This window comes from Polaromonas sp., from assembly GCF_035638815.1.
GTDB lineage: Bacteria > Pseudomonadota > Gammaproteobacteria > Burkholderiales > Burkholderiaceae_C > Polaromonas.
The window spans coordinates 1-16,858 of the sequence record NZ_DASQZG010000010.1 but is presented as its reverse complement, the minus strand read 5'-3'; the positions used below and the strand labels follow the sequence as shown (position 1 = coordinate 16,858).

The 16,858-nt window shown below is 56.7% G+C and carries 15 protein-coding genes; 3 read left to right on the top strand and 12 right to left on the bottom strand.

What is annotated here, in order from left to right; genetic code table 11:
* Window positions 1-34 precede the first annotated feature (34 nt).
* The 6 genes from VE934_RS05060 to VE934_RS05035 all read right to left on the bottom strand — a co-directional run bounded on the left by VE934_RS05060 (window position 35) and on the right by VE934_RS05035 (window position 5,893).
* Complete coding sequence (locus tag VE934_RS05060) at window positions 35-577, bottom strand: shikimate kinase (protein ID WP_324884969.1); 543 nt, start codon at window positions 575-577, stop codon at window positions 35-37.
* A 122-nt stretch (window positions 578-699) separates the two neighbouring features.
* Window positions 700-2,769 carry a type IV pilus secretin PilQ gene (pilQ, locus tag VE934_RS05055; RefSeq protein WP_324885275.1) on the bottom strand — a complete coding sequence of 690 codons (2,070 nt, stop codon included), beginning with the start codon at window positions 2,767-2,769 and terminating at the stop codon, window positions 700-702.
* 83 nt (window positions 2,770-2,852) lie between these two features.
* Window positions 2,853-3,392 carry a pilus assembly protein PilP gene (locus tag VE934_RS05050; protein ID WP_324885273.1) on the bottom strand — a complete coding sequence of 180 codons (540 nt, stop codon included), beginning with the start codon at window positions 3,390-3,392 and terminating at the stop codon, window positions 2,853-2,855.
* 17 nt (window positions 3,393-3,409) lie between these two features.
* Window positions 3,410-4,087 carry a type 4a pilus biogenesis protein PilO gene (locus tag VE934_RS05045; RefSeq protein ID WP_324884967.1) on the bottom strand — a complete coding sequence of 226 codons (678 nt, stop codon included), beginning with the start codon at window positions 4,085-4,087 and terminating at the stop codon, window positions 3,410-3,412.
* Between the two features lie 13 nt (window positions 4,088-4,100).
* Window positions 4,101-4,817: a PilN domain-containing protein gene (locus tag VE934_RS05040; protein WP_324884965.1), complete on the bottom strand. Its 717-nt coding sequence runs from the start codon at window positions 4,815-4,817 to the stop codon at window positions 4,101-4,103.
* Complete coding sequence (locus VE934_RS05035) at window positions 4,814-5,893, bottom strand: pilus assembly protein PilM (RefSeq protein WP_324884963.1); 1,080 nt, start codon at window positions 5,891-5,893, stop codon at window positions 4,814-4,816. Before VE934_RS05035 ends, VE934_RS05040 begins: the two co-directional genes overlap by 4 nt.
* Window positions 5,894-6,161: 268 nt before the next feature.
* On the opposite strand from VE934_RS05035, the gene VE934_RS05030 reads away from it, so the two are divergent.
* Entirely contained in the window at window positions 6,162-8,582 is a 2,421-nt protein-coding gene (locus VE934_RS05030; protein ID WP_414693814.1) for a penicillin-binding protein 1A, read from the top strand.
* Here the strand turns inward: VE934_RS05030 and cyaY are convergent.
* Entirely contained in the window at window positions 8,572-8,910 is a 339-nt protein-coding gene (gene cyaY / locus VE934_RS05025; RefSeq protein WP_324884961.1) for an iron donor protein CyaY, read from the bottom strand. The two genes, VE934_RS05030 and cyaY, sit on opposite strands and share 11 nt — an antisense overlap.
* Window positions 8,911-8,923: 13 nt before the next feature.
* Between cyaY and lptM the strand changes: the two genes are divergently transcribed.
* Together lptM and lysA are read left to right on the top strand one after the other, a co-directional pair.
* Window positions 8,924-9,196 carry an LPS translocon maturation chaperone LptM gene (lptM, locus tag VE934_RS18165; RefSeq protein ID WP_414693813.1) on the top strand — a complete coding sequence of 91 codons (273 nt, stop codon included), beginning with the start codon at window positions 8,924-8,926 and terminating at the stop codon, window positions 9,194-9,196.
* 5 nt (window positions 9,197-9,201) lie between these two features.
* Window positions 9,202-10,497, top strand: a complete 1,296-nt coding sequence (lysA, locus tag VE934_RS05020; RefSeq protein ID WP_324884959.1) for a diaminopimelate decarboxylase — start codon at window positions 9,202-9,204, stop codon at window positions 10,495-10,497.
* Between the two features lie 21 nt (window positions 10,498-10,518).
* On the opposite strand, the gene VE934_RS05015 is transcribed toward lysA, so the two are convergent.
* From VE934_RS05015 to VE934_RS04995, 5 genes are all read right to left on the bottom strand, one after another.
* Complete coding sequence (locus tag VE934_RS05015) at window positions 10,519-11,157, bottom strand: protein-methionine-sulfoxide reductase heme-binding subunit MsrQ (RefSeq protein ID WP_324884957.1); 639 nt, start codon at window positions 11,155-11,157, stop codon at window positions 10,519-10,521.
* A 130-nt stretch (window positions 11,158-11,287) separates the two neighbouring features.
* Complete coding sequence (gene msrP, locus VE934_RS05010) at window positions 11,288-12,286, bottom strand: protein-methionine-sulfoxide reductase catalytic subunit MsrP (protein ID WP_324884955.1); 999 nt, start codon at window positions 12,284-12,286, stop codon at window positions 11,288-11,290.
* A gap of 79 nt (window positions 12,287-12,365) precedes the next feature.
* Window positions 12,366-13,715: a c-type cytochrome biogenesis protein CcsB gene (ccsB, locus tag VE934_RS05005; protein WP_324884953.1), complete on the bottom strand. Its 1,350-nt coding sequence runs from the start codon at window positions 13,713-13,715 to the stop codon at window positions 12,366-12,368.
* Complete coding sequence (locus VE934_RS05000) at window positions 13,712-15,901, bottom strand: cytochrome c biogenesis protein ResB (RefSeq protein ID WP_324884951.1); 2,190 nt, start codon at window positions 15,899-15,901, stop codon at window positions 13,712-13,714. The genes ccsB and VE934_RS05000 overlap by 4 nt, the downstream gene beginning before the upstream one ends.
* A 94-nt stretch (window positions 15,902-15,995) precedes the next feature.
* Entirely contained in the window at window positions 15,996-16,640 is a 645-nt protein-coding gene (locus tag VE934_RS04995; RefSeq protein ID WP_324884949.1) for a c-type cytochrome, read from the bottom strand.
* Between the last annotated feature and the right edge of the window lie 218 nt (window positions 16,641-16,858).

The window sequence follows — 16,858 nt, the reverse complement described above, 5'->3', positions numbered from 1 at the left end:
ACAGCTGGGAAAACCGCCGCTTGGAAAGCTGCGCTCAGCCCTGCGTGGCTGGCACGATACCAGCCAGCTCCAGCTGCATCGCGACAGCGTTCACCAGACTCGCCACCGACGGACGACCCGTTTCCATCACAAATCTCGCGGTCTCGCGGTAGAGGGGGTCACGCAATGAATACAGTTCGCGCAGGCGCGCAAGCGGATCGGCGACCTGCAGCAATGGACGGTTCTGGTCATGCCGCAAGCGACGAAAGACTTCCTCGGGTGGAGAGTGCAGATAAACGGCGTGCGTGCGCTGCTTTAAGTGTTGGCGGTTGGCGGAGCGTAGCACTGCCCCACCGCCGGTTGACACAACACTTGGCGGGCCCAGAGTCAACTCATCAATGACTGCCTCTTCCAGGTCCCGAAAGGCTTCTTCGCCTTCGCGCTCGAAAAATTCGCGAATGGACAGGCCGATCCGATGCTCAATGACATGATCGGAATCGAGAAAGGCCCACCCGAGCCGTCGGGCGAGGTGGCGTCCTACCGAAGACTTTCCTGAGCCGGGGAGACCCACAAAGGCGACATGGGTAGGTGTAGTCAAAAGAAGCTGGCGCGTAGAAAAGAATCATCAGGGATAAAGGGCGGGTGCGGCGACGCAATCTAACCGTTGCGCCGAAGCTCTCGCCCAGAACGCTGCGCCTCCGCCTCAAGCTCCCCTCTGGCTCAACGCAAAGGCGCCCCATTCGAAATCATCTTCGGAGAAATGAAAACCAGAAGCTCCGATTTATTAGCGGAACGTGTGCGGGTTTTGAACAAGTTGCCAATCGCTGGAATATCTCCGAGTAATGGGACCTTGGTCTCGTCCTCACGCTCGGTTTGCTCGAAAATGCCACCAATCACCACTGTTCCGCCGTTCTCAACAAGAACCTGCGTCTGAATATGCTTGGTATCAATCGCAAAACCGTTGGTAGTCGACCGACCCACGCTGTCTTTGTTCACGTCAACGCTCAGGATGATGTTGCCTTCAGGCGTGATTTGCGGAGTTACTTCCAACTTCAAATTAGCCTTCCGGAAGGCAATCGAGGTTGCACCACTGGAGGTGGCTTGCTGATACGGGAGTTCGGTACCCTGCTCGATCAAGGCTTTAACTTGGTCGGCCGTGACGATTCTAGGGCTGGACACGATCTTTCCTTTGCCGTCGGCTTCCATTGCCGAAATTTCGAGATTCAATAGCCGCGTCAGGGAAGAGTTGAAGAGTGAAACGGCAAAAGTGGCGGCTTGGAAGCCGTTCTGACCTGCGCCCGGCAAATTAACAAAATTTCCCGCGGTGGTTCCGAAATTGCGCCCCATTACGGGAGGGTCGGTTGGAGAAAAGTTAGGCGATATGTAGGTGGGGCCAAACTGCGAGTTTCGGTCTCCATTCACTGTGATTGGAAACCCACCCAGCCTGACACCCAATGATTTGCCAAATGTATCCTGCGCCTCGACGATCCGAGCCTCAATCAAAACTTGCCGTACCGGAACATCAATCTTGGCGATGTAGCTCTGTACCTGCTCTAGCCGGGAGGGAATGTCAGTAACAAAGAGTTGATTGGTCCGCGCCTCGGCAATTACACTGCCTCGGTTGGACAAGATTCTGGCGCTGTTCGGTCCGGTGCCGCCTGCGGCAATCTGGGCACCTATTTCCGAGGCTTTTGCGTAGTTGATCTGGAAAGACTGAGTCCTTACAGATTCCAATGTTTGAATCGCATTGCGAGATTCCAAGTCCAGCTTGTCCTTCGCCGCAAGCTCATCCTTGGGCGCTATCAGTAACACGTTCCCAGTTTTGCGCATGCCCAGCCCCTTGGCCTGAAGGATGATGTCGAGCGCCTGATCCCAAGGAACATCTTTCAAGCGCAGAGTGACCGAGCCTGTTACGCTGTCTGACGTCACGATGTTGAAGTTGGTGAAATCGGCAATTACTTGCAATAGGGAACGCGTTTCAATATTCTGGAAGTTAAGAGAAAGTTTTTCCCCCGTATAGCCCGGACCTTGAGACAACTTGGACTCATCCACCTTTTGCTGCCGTACTTCCAGGACAAATTGATTGTCACTTTGGTAAGCGCTGTGCTCCCACAGTCCCTTGGGCTCCACCACCATGCGGACCTTATCTCCGAGCTGGGAAGTGGTGACGCTTTGAACGGGAGTGCCAAAATCGGCGACGTCCAGGCGGCGGCGCAAACCCTCAGGCAGCGCCGTTTTCAAAAATTCCACGACTAAAGTCTGCCCCTGCTGACGAATATCAACGCCCACCTGATTGTTGGCCAAATCAACCACGATACGGCCAGAGGTATCGGTACCGCGACGGAAATCAATATCCTTGAGCGGCAAGGTATCGCGATTGCGGTTTTCTGCAAAAACCGGAGCTGCAACAGCTGATGGCGCGGCAACGCTGACAGGATCCAGGGTGATTAGCAAGGATTTCCCCTGAATCTGCGCCGTATAGGCTGTGGAAGCCTTGAGGTTGAGAACCACCCTCGTTCGTTCGCCAGCCTGAACAACGTTGGCGGAACGAAGATTTCCCAGATTGAGTTCAACCGCAGACCGGCCCATGGAATTGCCGACCCCGGGAAAATCAAGTGCTATCCGCGCGGGCGATTGAATCTGAAAACCCGACGGCACGGCAGTCAGAGGTTCCGTCAAATCGATGCGGATGACCTCGGTCCCGCCTTGAACAGAGCCCGATACTGATTGAATGGCATTGGCGGTGCCTTGCGCCCAGACGGGTGTAGTCAGACAGGCGGCCAAACACATAATGCCGACCGCCATCCCGGACGAAATGCGCGCCGCCAAGGCGACGCGGGACGTTCCTGCGTATGCCGCTTCTGAATTCTTGATCATTTTGACCCCTCTTGTAGCTGTATTGCGGCGGGTCGCTCGATCCACTCGCCCGCGGCGTCTTGCACAATTTCGCGCAAAACCACCTCTGTTTCTGTAACTTTGGTGATACGGCCGTAGTTCTGACCGAGATAGTTGCCCACCCGCACCTGGTATAGCAAATTGTCAACGCGTACCAACGCTACCGGTTGGCCCATCTTGATGAGGCTGCCCACCATGGCAACCGCATCGAGCGGTTGTGCCTCAAGAGGCTCTTTGCGCCGCGCCAATTCAGGGGCGATCAACGCTGCATTGGCGGTCGCCTTATTCGATTCACGGTTCAACGCTTGCGCAAGTTTCTGGGGGCTGAAGGGTTCGAGCGCGGCTTCCTGCGTGTACGGTTGTGGGGAAAATTTTGTCGGTTCGGGCAATGGATCTACCTTTGGTTTGCTCATTGCGCGCTGCTCAGTCATCCATTGCTGCAGCTCATCCTGATCCGATGACCCGCACCCCACCAACATGCAAACCAAAACTGCCGGGATGAGCAAGCGGAATTCCATTTTTTGCCGTATCGAGCTCATTTTTTCGCCCCCTTATCGGTCGGGGCCGCCTTGCGCTGCAATATCACTTCTTCCGGATCCAGATAACGGAATGTCTTCGCCGTCGTCTCCATGGTCATCGTGCCATCCTTCACAGGAGCAATAACCAGATTGTTCAAGGTCACAATACGGGAAAGGTTGGCGATATCAGCAGCAAAAGCGCCTATGTCGTGGTAGCGGCCCGTGACTTTGATCGCAATAGGCAACTCTGCATAATATTCCTTTACGCTCACCTGACCCGGGCGAAAGAGCTCAAATTGGAGGCTACGCCCAAGTCCGGCTTGATTGATATCAGAAAGCAAGGCGGCCATTTCAGCCTTGCTCGGCAATTGTTTTTCCAACTGGGTTACATACTGTTGAACCTGCTCACGCTGTTTTTTTAAGGGCTCCAAGTTCACAGCCTGCGCAAGTTTTTTCTTGAAATCCTCACGTAACTGCACTTCTTTAGCCTGCTCCGCCTGAAGCTCCTCATCGGAGGAACTTAACCAGGAGAACCACAGGGCAGCAACCACCGCAACCGTCACGAACACACACAACACATAGCGAGGTAATGCTGGCCACGAGGGCGGGTCGTTGGGATTCAGTCCGACGAATTGCGCCTTGAACCCGTCCTTGAGCGCCGAAAAATCAATTTTTACTTTAGGAGTGTTTGCCATATTCGAACCTGTTTCAGAGCTTGGCAGATCCGGCGCTGGCTGGTGCGGAAGACGTGGGCGCGGGGCCGGTTCCCGTCGCGGCGGGAACGGGGCCGATCGGCACGGGCTTACCGACTCCTTGTGTAGCGTGTGCCCCGGAGCGCATCGACGAGTCCGCCTTTTGCACGTCGGTTGCGCGCTGCAAAGCAACCCTCATGGTGAAATTTGCAACCCGCCGCTGATCGCGCGCATTCAGCGCTACGGTTTTGGCCGTGATTTCAATCAGCTCTGGCTTCGTCAACCACCTGCTGTTGTTGCCCAAATTACGCAGCAATTCAGAAACCCGCTCATTGGATTGGGCCACGCCAGTCAGAAACACCGACTGGTTCTCATGCTTCATGCTGGTCACATAGACACCGTCAGGTAGCTGCTTGACAAGTTCATCAAGAAGATAGACCGGCAGATTGCGATTGCCCTGTAAATCCTCGACCGCTGTTTGCCTGGCGCGCAAAGCCGTGATCTCCTGCTGCAAACCGGCAATTTCCTTGATTTGATTTTCAAGACGCGTGATTTCAGTTTTGAGAAAGGTGTTTTTTCCTTGTTGCGCCGAAATCTGGGTTTGGTACCAGGAATACACCGCACCGCAGATCAGGCCGCCAATCAGGGCTGCAATGGCAAGAGAGACAAAAAACGCCTCGCGCCGCGCCTTGCGCGCCGCCTCACGGTGGGGAAGTAGATTGACCAGAATCACTGGAAAAACCTCCGCAAGGCCAGGCCGCAGGATGTCAAATAGGAAGACGCCTCGCGCTTGAGTTTTTTCTCCCTGATATTGCTTCCCAGGGTCATGCCCTCAAAGGGATTGGCAACCATACAGGCAAACGAGGTTTGCTGCGTGACAGCGTCGGTTAGACCGGGAAGCGCGGATGAGCCGCCTGCAAGCATCACGTGGTCAACCTTGTTATGCGGCGTGCTGGTAAAGAAGAACTGCAACGCACGGCCAATTTCCTGCGCCATGCTGTCCACAAAGGGCTTCAGAACGCTGGCTTCGTAGTCGTCAGGCAAATCTCCACTGCGCTTTTTGCTCTCAGCCTCTTCTGGCGAAAAGCCATACTGGCGGACGATCAACTGGGTCAACTGCGCGCCCCCAAAGGCCTGGTCCCGCTCATAGAGCACTTCGTCATTTTTGATGACCTGCATGCTGGTGGTGAGCGCACCCACTTCAAACAGGGCCACCATCGTATCCAGGCCCTTTTCAGGTAAGTGCTCAATCAACCGGGAAGTAGCGAGACGGGAAGCGTATGACTCCACATCGACCACCACTGGTTTCAGCCCGGCCGCCTCGGCCAGCCCCTGCCTGTCGTTCACCTTTTCCTTGCGGGACGCGGCGATCAACACTTCGACGTCACCAGCTGAGCTGGCGCTGGGGCCGACCACACAGAAGTCCAGGCTGACTTCGTCCAGGGAGAACGGTATGTACTGATTGGCCTCAGCCTCGACCTGAATTTCGAGCTCCTGCTCGGACAAACCGCCGGGGAGTATGATTTTTTTGGTGATGACAGCAGAGGCGGGTAAGGCCATGGCCACGTTTTTGGTGCGTGTTCCGCTTTTTTTGACGAGGCGACGCACAGCCTCGGCGACTTCGTCAAACTTTTCGACGTTTCCGTCAGTGATCCAGCCCCGCTCCAGTGGCTCAATGGCGCAGCAGTCCAGAACCAGATTTCCCGCCTTGTCACGGCTCAGCTCAACCAGTTTCACACTGGACGAACTGATGTCCAAACCCAGCAAAGCGGGTGATTGACGGTTAATTAAGGATCCCAAAGAGATCAAGACAGTCCCCAGACGACGGCTAATGTGTAGCCCTGCAAACTTAAGAAATCACTTGAATGCTATCAGTAAGATCGTTGTGTAACAAAGGATTTTTCGGTTTTGGCATATCATCACCGTTGCCAAAAGCAGACGCTTTGGGTTGCGCCGCCAACTCAATAAGCAGGCGCTGACCCACCATAAACTGCAAAATATGGTTATTTAAGCCATCTGGCCAGTCTTTCGCTTTTGGCAGTTTCCATAACGCCGGCGCGAACTTACGATGAACTCCATGCCGTCCAATCCCGCCTCGAACGCCGCCTCCTCGCTTACCCGCCGCATGCCGTGGCTGCCCGTCACCCTCAAGATCCTGGCATGGGGCCTGGGCCTGATGCTTGCCGGCTTCCTTTGTATCGTGATGACTGTGGCTGTCGCGCTGGCGGTTGCCTATCCCAACCTCCCGGACGTGTCCGACCTCCTGGACTATCGCCCCAAATTGCCCTTGCGTATTTATTCAGCAGACTCGGTGTTGATCGGCGAATTCGGGGAAGAGCGTCGTAACCTGACCCCGATACGGGAAATTCCCAAAGTAATGATAGATGCCGTGTTGGCTATTGAAGACGCGCGCTTTTTCTCACACGGTGGTGTTGACTACATCGGCGTGCTGCGCGCGGCGCTGGCCAACATGGGCCAGGCAAAGCGCCAGGGCGCGTCAACCATCACCATGCAGGTGGCGCGCAATGTTTATCTATCGGCCGAAAAAAGCTACACCCGAAAAATCTACGAGGTCCTTCTGACCTTCAAACTGGAGCACCTGCTCAGCAAAGACCAGATTCTTGAGATCTACATGAACCAGATCTTCCTGGGACAACGTGCTTATGGGTTTGCTGCTGCTTCAGAAGCCTACTTCGGCAAACCACTGAAGGACGTCACCATCGCTGAGGCTGCCATGTTGGCGGGCCTGCCCAAGGCCCCGTCTGCGTACAACCCCGTGAGCAATCCCAAACGCGCCAAGGCGCGACAGCTCTACATCATCGAGCGCATGGAAGACAACGGGTTCATCACGGCAGAGCAGGCCAAAACAGCCAAAGAGGAACAGCTGCGGGTCAAATCCGGTCCGGACGCTGGTCGCGTCCATGCTGAATTTGTAGCAGAAACGGTGCGTCAACTGGTTTTCAGCCAATATGGTGATGAGACCTACACACGTGGCCTCAATGTATTCACCACGCTCCGTGCTGCCGACCAACAAGTCGCCTACAGGGCGCTGCGCAAAGGCATCATGGACTACGAGAGACGCCAGATCTACCGGGGTCCTGAAAAATTCATTGAGCTGTCGAAAGACCCACAGGAAGTCGAGGAAGCCATTGATGACGCGCTGGCCGACAATCCCGACAACGACGATGTGATGTCAGCGGTCGTCCTGGAAGCCACGCCCAAGAAAATCGTGGCGATTCGCCAGAACAGTGAAACCATTGAGATCACCGGTGATGGCCTCAAGCCAGCGCAATCCGGCCTGTCCGAAAAAGCCGCGCCCAATATCAGAATCCGGCGCGGCGCCCTCATAAGGGTGACAAGGACACCCAAGGACACCTGGGAGATCACACAATTGCCGGAGGTCGAAGGAGCTTTTGTGGCTCTGGACCCCCGCAGCGGGGCAGTGCGGGCGCTGGTCGGCGGGTTTGACTACGAGAAAAACAAGTTCAACCACGTCACCCAGGCCTGGCGCCAGCCTGGCTCCAGCTTCAAACCCTTCATCTATTCAGCCGCACTTGAAAAGGGCTTCACCCCCGCCACCGTTGTCAACGACGCGCCGCTCTTTTTTGATGCCGGCGTCACCGGCGGACAACCCTGGGAGCCCAAAAACTACGACGGCAAATTCGATGGCCCCATGAATCTGCGCCGCGGTCTTGCCAAGTCGAAAAACATGATCTCCATCCGGGTCTTGCAGGCCGTGGGCGCCAAAAACGCACAGGAGTGGGTCACGCGATTTGGCTTTGACGCTGAAAAACACCCCGCTTATTTGACGATGGCTCTCGGTGCCGGCGCGGTGACCCCGCTGCAAATGGCCATCGGGTTCTCGGTGTTTGCCAATGGCGGGTACCGCGTCAATCCGTACCTGATCACCAAAATCACAGACCAAAAAGGCAAGGTTGTCATTGAAACTCCGGCGCCTGTTGTGGATGAATCGGTTCGCAGCGTGGACGCGCGCAATGCCTTCATCATGTCCAGCCTGTTGCAGGAGGTCACGCGCAGCGGAACTGCTGCCAAAGCACAGACCACCCTGAAGCGGACAGATCTTTACGGAAAAACCGGGACCACCAACGATTCGATTGACACCTGGTTTGCGGGGTACCAACCCACGCTGACCGCTGTCGTCTGGATGGGGTATGACTCGCCCAAGTCATTGGGTGACCGGGAAACAGGCGGTGGCTTGAGCCTGCCGGTCTGGATCAACTTTATGGACTACGCCCTCAAGGGTGTGCCGGTCTCGGAGTATTCAATTCCTGAGGGCATTGTCAACATGGGTGGCGAGTGGTTTTACACCGAATACGCTCGGGGCTCGGGTGTGAGCAGTGTGGGCCTGGGGGACAGGCCTGCCGCCGGCGGCCCCGAAAATTCACCTTCTGACCCTGCATTGCCGCCAGGGACGGCCATTCAAACTCCGCCGCCCAGCGAAGAGCGAAACCGGATTCTGGACCTTTTCAAGAATTAGGCGAGTTAAACAGCAGGGGCTGCTCAGCCTGCGCGCTTGCGCAACGGGACAGAGACGCGAAAAGTTCGCTGCTGTCCTTGGTGTTGAGCCATTGGCCATGCACAAATTTATAGTGAAAGCCGCCCGCTCTGGCGGCCATCCAAATTTCCTGCAAGGGTTTTTGCAGATTGATGATGATCTGGCTGCGGTTGGCAAAACTCATGGTGATCATGCCACCCGTTCTCTGGTTGTCGACGTCGGCATCGGTTTCATCGTTGATGCGGTCGCACGCGGCTTCAATGGCTGATAGTGCGGCTTCGGCGCGGTCCTGATACTCGAGGTCGGTCATTACAATCCCATTCATGTTTGCACGATTCAACATTCACTCTCAAATTTTAGGCCGGGCCGGCTCCTTATCCCGCTGGAATGGCCTTTCCACGCTCGCGGTGGCCCTGGGAGTGGCTGCATGCCTGAGTGCTTGCGGTCAACGCGGCCCCCTCTTTCTACCGCCTCCACCCAAGGCGTCCGCAGATGGTCAACCTGTGCCAAAACCAGTCAACCCCTCTTCCGCTTCAATCGCAAGTGATCTCCCGACACCTCCTCCAGCCGCCCCTTCTACCTCCTTTCCCCGATGAGCACCATGCTGACCAAAAATGAAGCTCTAAACGGTTTGCCGGGCGCTCCACACATTTCCTACCGTAACGAGGCGCTCCACCTGGAAGACGCCAGCCTGGGGGACCTGGCCAGGCAGTACGGCACACCGCTCTTTGTGTACTCCAGGGCTGCCATGCTGGCGGCACTGGCCGCGTATCAGGCCGGTTTTGCCGGGCGTAACGCGCAAATCTGCTACGCCATGAAGGCCAACTCTTCGCTTGGTGTCTTGCAGGTGTTTGCGCAAGCCGGCTGTGGTTTTGACATCGTTTCAGGTGGAGAACTTGAAAGGGTGCAGGCCGTAGGCGGGGACATGCGCAAGGTCATTTTTTCAGGCGTTGGCAAAACCCGCGCCGAGATGCGGCAAGCACTTGCAGCAGGCATCGGTTGCTTCAATGTGGAAAGTGAAGCCGAACTGGACGTGCTGTCTGATGTCGCGCTGGTTATGGGTCTTGTTGCGCCGGTGAGCATACGCGTCAACCCCAACGTGGATCCCAAAACGCATCCCTATATTTCTACAGGCCTGCAGGGCAACAAGTTCGGCGTAGCACATGAAGACGCACTGCGCATTTACCGGCATGCGGCTTCGCTGAAGGGATTGCGGGTCGTCGGCATTGACTGCCACATCGGTTCACAGATTACCGAGACCACCCCATACCTGGACGCCATGGACCGCATCCTCGACCTCGTAACTGACATCGAATCTGCGGGCATTGCCATCGAGCACATCGATTTCGGCGGTGGTCTTGGCATCAACTACAACCAGGACGCCCCGCCAGCTGCGGATGCGCTGTGGCTTGAGCTGCTGGCCAAACTGGATGCGCGCGGTTATGGCAACCGCAAATTGATGATCGAGCCCGGCCGTTCGCTGGTTGGCAATGCTGGGGTGTGCCTGACCGAGGTGTTGTATCTCAAGCCGGGCGAACAGAAAAACTTCTGCATCATCGACGCGGCAATGAATGACCTGCCGCGCCCGGCCATGTACCAGGCCTTTCATGCCATCGTACCGCTCGCGCCACGGGGCGACGTTCCGGAGTTGCTCTGCGACGTGGTGGGTCCTGTGTGTGAAAGCGGCGACTGGATTGGCCGCGACCGGAGGCTTGCGGTAAGCGCCGGCGACCATCTTGCCGTTTTGTCCGCAGGCGCCTACTGTATGAGCATGGCCAGTAACTACAACACCCGGGGCCGGGCCGCCGAGTTGTTGGTCGATGGTGCGAAGGTCCACTTGATTCGCGAGCGCGAGACAGCGGCGGACCAGATGAGGGCGGAAAAGCTTGTCTGCTAAGTGCTATAAATTAAATAGCAACTAGCGCCCGAAAGACAAGGGCAAACGCCTCTTTTTCTTTAAAACTTCGACGACACGCCAGCCCAGCAGCACAGCCAGAATGACGGCGTAGATCGCCACTTCTGCAAAGTCGTTCTTGCCTGACCGCATCCAGAAAAAGTGCAGCAAGCCCAAGCCTGCAATCACGTAGACCAGCTTGTGCAACATTTGCCAGCGTTTGGCGCCCATGGCTTTGACAGCGAGATTAAACGATGTCAAAGCCAGCGGTGTGAGCAACAGGAAGCCTGCAAACCCCACCAGGATGAACGGCCGCTTGATAATGTCTTTCACGATATCGCCCAGGTCAAAGCTCATGTCAAACCAGCTGTAACTCAGCAGGTGCAGCACAACGTAGAAATAGACAAACAGCCCCAGCATGCGCCGGAAGCGGGCCAGCGCAGACACGCCGGTCAAGACGCGAAGCGGGGTGATGGCCAAGGTCAGACACAGAAAACGCAGGGTCCAGTCTCCGCACGCACGAATCAGGTATTCGGCTGGATTGGCGCCGAGGTTGTTGGTGAGAGCCCCGTAGAACAACCATGCAAAGGGCAGGAGCGCCAGCACAAACAACACGGGTTTGGCTAGGGGGTGCATCAGCACCTTGTTGAAAGCGGCACTCATACGCCGCCGGGCTGTGTGCCCCTTTCTTTACCAGCCGGGGTCGCGGAACCGGCTTTGCCGGGCCGCAGGCGCAGCGCCCCCTCGGGGGGCAGCGCAGTACACGTAGTGACAAGCGTGGGGGCCATACTCATCAGAAGTTCTTCTTCAGGTCCATGCCAGCGTACAGCTGTCCGACTTGCGCCTCATACCCGTTGAACATCAGGGTTTTGCGCTTTTTCGCAAACAGTCCGTCTTCGCCAATGCGCCGCTCGGTCGCCTGGCTCCAGCGTGGGTGGTCCACCTCAGGGTTGACGTTGGAATAAAAGCCGTATTCGTTGGCAGCCGCCTTGTTCCACGCGGTGCGAGGCTCTTTGTCGGTGAAGCGAATCTTGACAATGCTTTTGCCGCTTTTGAACCCGTATTTCCATGGCACCACCAGACGCACGGGGGCGCCACTCTGGTTGGGCAAAACTTCGCCATACATGCCGAAGGTCAGCAAGGTCAAGGGGTTCATGGCTTCATCCATGCGCAGCGCCTCAACATAAGGCCACTCAAGCACACGCGAACCAACGAAAGGCATGGTCTTGGGATCAGCCTGGGTGATGAACTCTACGTATTTGGCGTTGCCCAGGGGCTCCACCTTTTTGATCAATTCAGCCATCGAATAACCCACCCAGGGAATCACCATCGACCAGCCTTCCACACAGCGCAAGCGGTAGATGCGTTCTTCCTGCGCGCTGAGTTTGATCAAGTCTTCGATGGCATAAGTTTTGGGTTGTTTGACCAAACCTTCCACTGCCACCGTCCATGGCTTGGTGATCAATGTGTGGGCGTTTTTGGCCGGGTCAGCCTTGTCTGTGCCGAACTCGTAGAAATTGTTGTAGGTGGTCACGTCCTTGTAGTCCGTGATTTTCTCCATGGTGACCGCGCCCGCAACACCCGACTTTGCGCCCGGCAGCGCAGCCAACTTGCCGGGCCTGGTCAAGCCTTGAGCCAGGGCTTCCCGGCCGGCCCAGCCTGCGACGGCTGCACCCGCAACTCCCGTGGCCATGAGCTTCATGAGCTCGCGGCGGTTTTGATAAACACCTTGGGACGTGATCTCGCTGGAGATCGGGTGAATGAAGCCGCTGTTGTCGGTTTTGATCAGCATGAGGAGCCCTTGTAAATTCGGATCAGTGATGAAGCTTAGTCTTTATACGCAGCGACTTCTTACAAGGATTCAAGCTGCGCTAAAGCGTTCCGTAACTATGCAGGCCGGACAGGAACATATTGACGCCCAAAAAGGCAAAGGTCGTGACCGCCAGGCCCACCAGCGCCCACCATGCCGCCACCGTACCGCGCAGGCCCTTCATGAGCCGCATGTGCAGCCAGGCCGCGTAATTGAGCCAGACAATCAGGGCCCAGGTTTCTTTGGGGTCCCAGCTCCAGTAGCCGCCCCAGGCCTCTGCAGCCCATAGAGCGCCCAGCACTGTGGCAATAGTGAAAAAGGCAAAGCCGACGGCAATCGCCTTGTACATCACGTCGTCGAGAACTTCTGATGCAGGAAGCCGGGCAGCAATGCGCTTGCGCCCGAGCAGGATGCCCGCAGCGATCAGTCCGGAGACCAGCAGATATCCAGCCCAGTAGTTGCCACCGCCGACATCCGCTGGTGACTTGCGGAAAACGATGGGCACAAAACACAACACCACACCAAGCATCCAAAGCGGCGTCAGTTTGTACCAGCGCGTCTCGGCCGCCTGCTGCTTGATCAAATAAGCCAGTGAGACCATGGCTGCCAGCGAGAACATGCCGTAACCAATGAAGTTGGCCGGTACGTGCAGCTTCATCCACCAGCTCTTCAACGCAGGTACCAAAGGCTGAATTTCATGCGCCTCGCGCACCACGGTGTACCAGAGCAAAAATCCCACCGCAGCACTGACCACCAGCATCACAAAGGCACCCATGGCGCGGGTGTTGTACTGTTCTTCAAAGTAAAGATAAAAAGCCGCCGTCATCCAGCAAAACAGCACGAACACTTCGTACAGGTTGCTGACGGGGATGTGGCCGACATCAGGACCAATCAAATAGCTTTCATACCAGCGCACCATGGTGCCGATCAACGCCATGCCTACTGCAACCCACGCGATTTTGGAACCAAGGGACTCCAGCGTGTCGCTTTGCCCCCTGCCGAACATGCCAAGCCAGTAAAACACCGTGCTCATGAAAAACAGCATGCTCATCCACAGGATGGCTGACTGGCTGGACAGGAAATACTTGAGCCAGAAGACGGTTTCGGCCCGCGCCAGATCACCCTGGTAGCTGGCAATACCCAGCAACGAGAAACCTGCCACCAGCAGCATCAGGACCCGTAGTGGCCGCCAGAACCAGCCCATGGCGATGGTGGCAGGAATGGTGCCAAGCAAGATGCCTTTTTCGTAGACGTCCATGAAAGCGCTGTACTGCACAAAGGCATACACGCCGCCAACCAGCACCACCAGCGCAAAAACCCAATCCAGAGCGTTGCGCTTTGCAAAATACCCTTGCTGCAGGTTGATGGTGGACGCGTCCGTGGTACGTGAGCTTAAGGTTGTGGTGTTCATGCGGGCACCTGTAAAAGTTTTGTTTTCAGCATTTCAAATTCCTTGCCGCCGTCCATGGTCTGGCGGTTGGTCGACATGGCCATGGTGGCCTGGCTGTTCACGGTTGATTCTGAACCGGTTTCGCCCGTAGGTGCCAGCCAGATCCACAGGCGTCGCTCACGTACGTAGAGCATCGCGAAGATGCCCAGAATCAGCAGGGCGCAGCCGAGATACACAATATTTTTTCCGGGTGTTCTCGCAACCTGGAACACACTGGCCTGCAGTTGCGTGAAGTCTTTGAGTTCAAACGCCATGGGCGCCGGGTAGTAGTGGGCATCGCTCAGTGACAACACGGCCTGCGCCATGAAGGCCTGGGTTTTTTCGTCCAGCGGCAGCGGCTTGAGACCACTCTGCTCACGCGTGAGTTGGGCCAACTCAAACAATACGCCGTTCAGGATGCGCACCAGCACTTCGCCAGCACGGTCACGCTCACCGGCTGGCACATTGGCTTCCATGAAGTCAGAAATGGCCTGCAGCCCCGCGAGCGACTTGCCCGGCGCAACTGGAGATGCCCCATCCGGGCCCGCAAACAAGGCCAGCGCCCGCGACGCAGAGGCCGCCAGTTGCTGCGCAAGGTCGGGCCGATCGGCAGCGATAGCCTGACGTACATAACGCTGAACTGCCTTGTCGCGCTGCGCCGGGTCCGCCAGCGCCCGCCTCATGCGCAGGAAACCTTCCATGCTACCTGCCTCGTCCGCAGGGATACGCAGGTACTGAAACGGGTCGGCCGGATTTTCGCGAACGCCCAGCAGGAACAGCGCAGGGCTACTCTCGGCCATGTCCATCTTGACCGGCAACATGTAGTTGTGGAACTCCCGCGCCTGGCCGGCCGCGTCGCGCAACTTGTAGGTCACGCTGGGGCCGACGTTACGCAACTCTTTTTTCTCTTTGGTTTTATTGGCCGCACCCATCCGCGAGTCAATGGCATTGCGCAAATCCACCTTGCGCACGTCCACACCGGTTCCGGCACCCAGCTTGCCGACTTCGCTGAAATTTTCGACGTTGATCACACGCAACGCGGTGTATTCCAGCGTCATCTTTTCGGCCGCTGCGCCCTGCCCGTTAGTCAAGCTGCTGGAGCCGCCAATCGTTCCCTGAATCTCGAACGACTTGCTTGACCCCTGCGCACCAACGGCCATCGGCACGGCCTTGAGCGTGACGCTCGATCCGCCGTCGTCAAAACTGGACTGATAAATCTCTATGCCCTTGTGCCGGGCTGGATGATTAACCTCCACCCGAGCCGGAATCTTCTCGCCAGTCTCCTTGTCGTGAATGACAATTTCACTGGCAAACAGCTTGGGCATGCCGGTTGAGTAGTACTCAACAATGAATTTTTTCAGTTCAACCGCAAATGGCAAATCCTGCAGCAACACACCGCCGGGCTGGTTCAGGATGGCGGTGCTGGACTGCGTGCCCTCGGCCACCAGCAGGTTGGCACGGAAGGTCGGGTTGCGCTCGTTCAGGCGGTGCTGGGCGGGCACATCGGCAATCAGCCCACCGCCGGCATAAATCGTTTTGTTGTTGAGCCACATCTGGGCGCGCACGATGAGGTCGCCGTCCAGCAGACCGCCCACGCAAACCAGCACGATGGCGCTGTGCGCAGCGATATAGCCCAGCTTGTTGGCAGCACCCGCCTTGGCTGCCACCATCCAGCCTGTCCCTGCCGGGGTGGTCCGCTGCTGGAGCTTGACCTTCCAGCCGCCCTGCACCAGCGTCTGCCCTATGCGCCGGGCCGCGGCTTCAGGCGCCTCGCCAAGCGCGCCGCCGGTGTGATGTGCGAAGGCCTTCAGGCTTTGTTCGCGGATGTTCTCCTTGACCTGATTCAACTCCGCAAGGATTTTTGGCGTGCTGCGGGCAATACAGAGCGAAGTGGAAATCACCAGAAAGGCCAGAATCAGCATGAACCACCACGCGCTGTACACCGTGTACAGATTGACCGCACCAAACACCTGAGCCCAGAACGGGCCAAACTGGTTGACGTAGTTGTTAAGCGGTTCCTGCTGTTTGAGTACCGTCCCGATCACCGCCGCAATACAGATGACCGTGAGCAGCGAGATGGAAAACCGCATCGACGACAGCAACTCCACCACCGAGCGAAGCGCGTGCGAGCCGGACCTGAGCCGGAGACCATGGGTGGAAACTGTCATGCGAGAATGGTGGTGACCAAAATGAACTGCAATAAAAAGGGCAGGCCTTTAAAAAAGACCTGCCCTGGTATGGAGTGTTTATTCCGGCTTGGGTTCAACGCAAACCGGCAATATAGTCGGCAACCGCGCGGATTTCGCGGTCGTTAAGCTTGGCGGCGACCTGATTCATCAACAGGTTGTTGTTACGGCCACCGTCGCGAAAGGCGGTCAATTGACCGGCGGTGTACTCGGCATGCTGGCCACCAAGGCGGGGGTACTGCGCAGGATTTCCAGCACCGGTGGGGTTATGGCAACCGGCGCAGGCAGGCACCTGACGGTCCGAAATGCCGCCACGATAAATGCTTTCGCCCAAGGTCACCAGCGCCTTGTCTTTGGCAAATCCAGGCTTGATTTTGTTCGTCGCCAGCCAGAACGAAACGTTTTTCATGTCGTCATCAGACAGGGTTGCGGCAATACCCTGCATGACGGGATTTTTACGCTTGCCGGACTTGTATTCCTGCAGCTGCTTGACCAGATATTCCGGATGCTGTTGAGACAGCTTGGGGTTGGCGGCAATAGCTGAATTACCTCCCACACCATGGCAGGCAACACACACCGCCTCGAAAGTCTTTGCACCTTTGACCGTGTCGGGTTTTGCGACATTGGCTGGAGCTGCCTCGCCCGCCGCTTGCGACATCGCAGGGACAGCAAGAAGTGCGGCGAACAAATAAGTTATCAACGAGGTGGAAACTGGCTTCATATCGGGGGTTTAATAGTTGTCTCTAAAGTGGATCTGGCAAATTTTGGCAAATCTGCACCTGCCTAAGCCGTTCAAAACCCAACGGGCTGCCAACTTAACGCAAAACTCCCAGATTTTACAATGGCTTGGGGGACAATCCCAAATATGAGCATATCTCCCCGATCCACCCCCATCAAAACGCAGAAGCCGAGCCACAAGCGTCCCATCCCCAAGGTGGC